3 protein-coding genes and 2 pseudogenes are annotated in these 2,877 nt (G+C 69.3%); 1 reads left to right on the top strand and 4 read right to left on the bottom strand.

The genetic code is table 11. The features are described 5' to 3' along the window. From ACSNOK_RS32295 to ACSNOK_RS32285, 3 genes and pseudogenes are all read right to left on the bottom strand, one after another. Positions 1–219: pseudogene (locus ACSNOK_RS32295) on the bottom strand (hypothetical protein); the annotation flags it as partial. Between the two features lie 316 nt (positions 220–535). Then, a complete protein-coding gene (locus ACSNOK_RS32290) occupies positions 536–808 on the bottom strand; it encodes a DUF6255 family natural product biosynthesis protein (protein WP_436784346.1) in 273 nt (90 codons plus the stop codon). Beyond that, positions 808–1,128, bottom strand: a complete 321-nt coding sequence (locus ACSNOK_RS32285) for a hypothetical protein (protein WP_436784345.1) — start codon at positions 1,126–1,128, stop codon at positions 808–810. The genes ACSNOK_RS32290 and ACSNOK_RS32285 overlap by 1 nt, the downstream gene beginning before the upstream one ends. 164 nt (positions 1,129–1,292) lie before the next feature. Between ACSNOK_RS32285 and ACSNOK_RS32280 the strand changes: the two genes are divergently transcribed. Beyond that, the gene (locus ACSNOK_RS32280) at positions 1,293–2,162 is read left to right on the top strand and encodes a helix-turn-helix domain-containing protein (protein ID WP_436784344.1); all 870 of its coding nucleotides are present in this window, start codon (positions 1,293–1,295) and stop codon (positions 2,160–2,162) included. A gap of 54 nt (positions 2,163–2,216) precedes the next feature. Here the strand turns inward: ACSNOK_RS32280 and ACSNOK_RS32275 are convergent. Continuing rightward, positions 2,217–2,877, bottom strand: a pseudogene (locus tag ACSNOK_RS32275) (carbohydrate-binding protein); the annotation flags it as partial.

The following is a 2,877-nucleotide window of genomic DNA, read 5'->3' as shown; positions in this document are numbered from 1 at the left end:
TCCTCCGCCACCCCCACCGCCGCCGGCGGTCCACACATAGGCGGTGACGCTCTGCACGCCGTCAGGCACGAACCAGAGGTCCGAATCGCCGGCGAAGACGTGATAACCGTGAGTCACGGCGGCATGCCCGGGCTGCGGTGACAGGGCCGACGACACCGCGACAGCGGCGGAGATCCCGATCAGCCGGAGATACCGGCGCCTGATGAACGAACGCTTCACGTCCCACTCCCGTCGTCGCGTCACGGACCGACCTCCGCTTCCTTCCTGCTCCTGCCGGAAGCGCCTCATCCCTGGGCAGAGCCGAGGTCACGCCAAAGGGTGGTCGCGCCCGCGGGGCGCACGAACGCCCCTGCGGCGGAGCGGAGTTCGTACCGTCCGGGTATCACGCGCACCGAAACGGACCGGCCCGGTTCTCGGAACCCCGCCCCCGGGGCGCGGCATCCAGCCGGGCTCGCCGAAGCGGACGACGGACGCGGTGAGGCGAGGCGGCGGCCACGTCCTTCCCGCCGCGCGCGCCGCCCGGCCGCGACGCCGGTCAGACGGCCAGCCGCCAGGTGGCGGCACTGGTCCCCCAGCGGCTGACGCGGTGCAGGCCGAACGCGATGAGGGCGGCGGCCGAGCGGTCGGCGCGGGCCGGATCGCGACGGGGCTCCGCGACGGCCGCCACCGGGCGTTCCGGCATGAGCAGCGCGGCGTAGTCGGTGAACCGTCGCGCGCCACAGTCGCGGCAGCGCTCCTCGCCGCCACCCCGCTCCCAGCCCGCGCGGTGCCCGCAGTGATGGATCAGACGTCCCACGGTCGCTCGCATCAGTTTCCCCTCCTCGTCGCGGACGCGGAATGCGCCACGATCCAGTGCGTGTACGCGGCGGCGGTGGCGTCCCCGCTGCCGGCCACCCTCCTGACCGCTTCAAGCGCGGCGCACTCGTCGCAGCCGGTCTCGTACGGCCGCAGCCCGGCCGCTTGCCGCTCCTCCCGGGTCGCGAGACGGAGGGCGTCGGGCGGGACGGTCCACGGCTCGCCGCCGCCGCTCGGGCTCCGCACGTGGACGAGGTCGTCCGCGGCCTCCGCCACCTGCGCCAGGCGGCCGTCACGGACGTCCACCACGTAGCTGCCCGATCTGTATGTCACTGCTGCACCCCCGGGAGTGGCTGGAATCGGCCTCCCTGGCCACTTTGGAGCTCCGAAGCGCTTTGTTGCAATGTTTCGCTTTAGCGTTACCACTAAGGGATTAACCGACGTACGCATGCTGACGGTTGCCGTAGAGTCGCCCCGCAAAGCGAGGGGGTGATCAGTTGTCGGACGCCATGCCCACCGTGATGCGCCGGCGACTCGGGGCGGAGCTGCGGACCCTGCGAGTCCGGGCCGGACTGAGCCTTGCGCAGGCCGCCAAGCTGCTCGGGACCTCATCGCCAAGCCTGAGCAAGATTGAGAACGGCAAGCTGCGGAGCAGACTCGACAGTTTCTTCGCCGTGTACGGCCTCGAAGACGAGGTACGGATCGCGGAGATCCGGCGACTGGCGAAGCTCGCCGAGACCAACCGCCGCCGAGGCCTCTTCACTCAATACAGTGATGTCATCGACGACTCACACGCCGACCTCATCGAGATCGAAGAGCTGGCGAGCCAAGCCGACACCTACGCGGCACTGGCCGTTCCGGACTTGTTGCAGACCATGGACTACGCCTGTGCGGTCATCGAGGCCAGCCGCGCGTGGAACACCACCCGCCAGGTGAGGGCCGTCGCAGAGCTGCGCATGAAGCGCCAACAGGCGCTGCACAGCCGCCTACTCGACGACGCGCCCAGCCCGCCGCTCATGATGCGCTGCGTCCTCGACGAGGCGTGCCTGCGGCGCCGAGTCGGAGCGCCCGGTGTGCACGAGGAGCAGCTCAAGCGCCTGCTGGACGCCTCGCACATGCCGAACGTGGAAATCCGCGTCATCCCGTTCGCCGCCGGTGCGCACACCGGCGTCAACGGCCCCTATACCGTCTTCCACTTCGACGAAGGGGAGCCACTCGTGGCCATCGAACCGCTGACCGCGCCCTTTTACGTGGAAGAAGACACCCACACCGTGCGCTACGACACGGCGTTCAACCACCTACGCGAGCAAGCCCTCGACATGGCGGCCTCCCGCGACTTCATCAGCCACCTACTCAAGGACGCCTGACCATCCACGCGAAGCGTCCCGCCGGCCTCGCACCCAGCGCCGTCGGGGCGACGTCTACGACTTGAACCTGTACCAACCCGGCATGATCTTCACTCGGGCCACATTGATGTTGCACTGGGCCTCACACTGCAACTTGATGTCGTTCTTGCCGCCATTGAGCTGCACGTAGTTGTACGTGTGTGACCAGCCGTCACCGGGCCACTTCTTCCAGTCGACCGTGGTGCTCAGCTTTTCCCCGTTGACCCAGAGCGAGCCGCTCGCCGCACCGTTCTGCGCGCCGTAGTCCACCCACACCGTGTACTTGCCGGCGTCCGTGACCGGCAGATCCTTCCACTCGATCGAAGCGCCCTGCTTCAGAGTGACGTACACGCCGCCCTCCGAGGGCGCGCCCTTCACATCCTTCGCGGTGGTCGCGCCGCCGCCGAGCTGCAACGTCGCCGCATCGCGGTTCAGATCCTTGACCGGCTTGTTGGTGGGCTTCTCGTCCTTGTCCTTCTGGTCCTTCTTCTCCGTCTTCTCGGACGGCTTGTCCGACGGCGTCTGCTGCGCCGTGTTGTTCTTGCCGTCGTCCCCGTCGCCCTTGTTGGCGTAGACCGCCGCGCCGATGCCGCCGGCGACCACCGCCACCACGGCTATCGCGGCTATGAGGAGTCCGCGCCGCTTCGGCCGCTGGGGGCCGGGAGCGCCCGGCGGGGGGCCGGGCTGGCGGGCGCGC

The sequence above is a fragment of the Streptomyces sp. URMC 126 genome (genome assembly GCF_051386555.1).
Classification (GTDB): Bacteria; Actinomycetota; Actinomycetes; order Streptomycetales; family Streptomycetaceae; genus Streptomyces.
This window is presented reverse-complemented; position numbering and strand designations above follow the sequence as displayed.

Coding starts and splice junctions, on each gene's coding strand:
- ACSNOK_RS32290 (WP_436784346.1), bottom strand. CDS start 808: ATGCGAGCGACCGTGGGACGTCTGATCCATCACTGCGGGCACCGCGCG.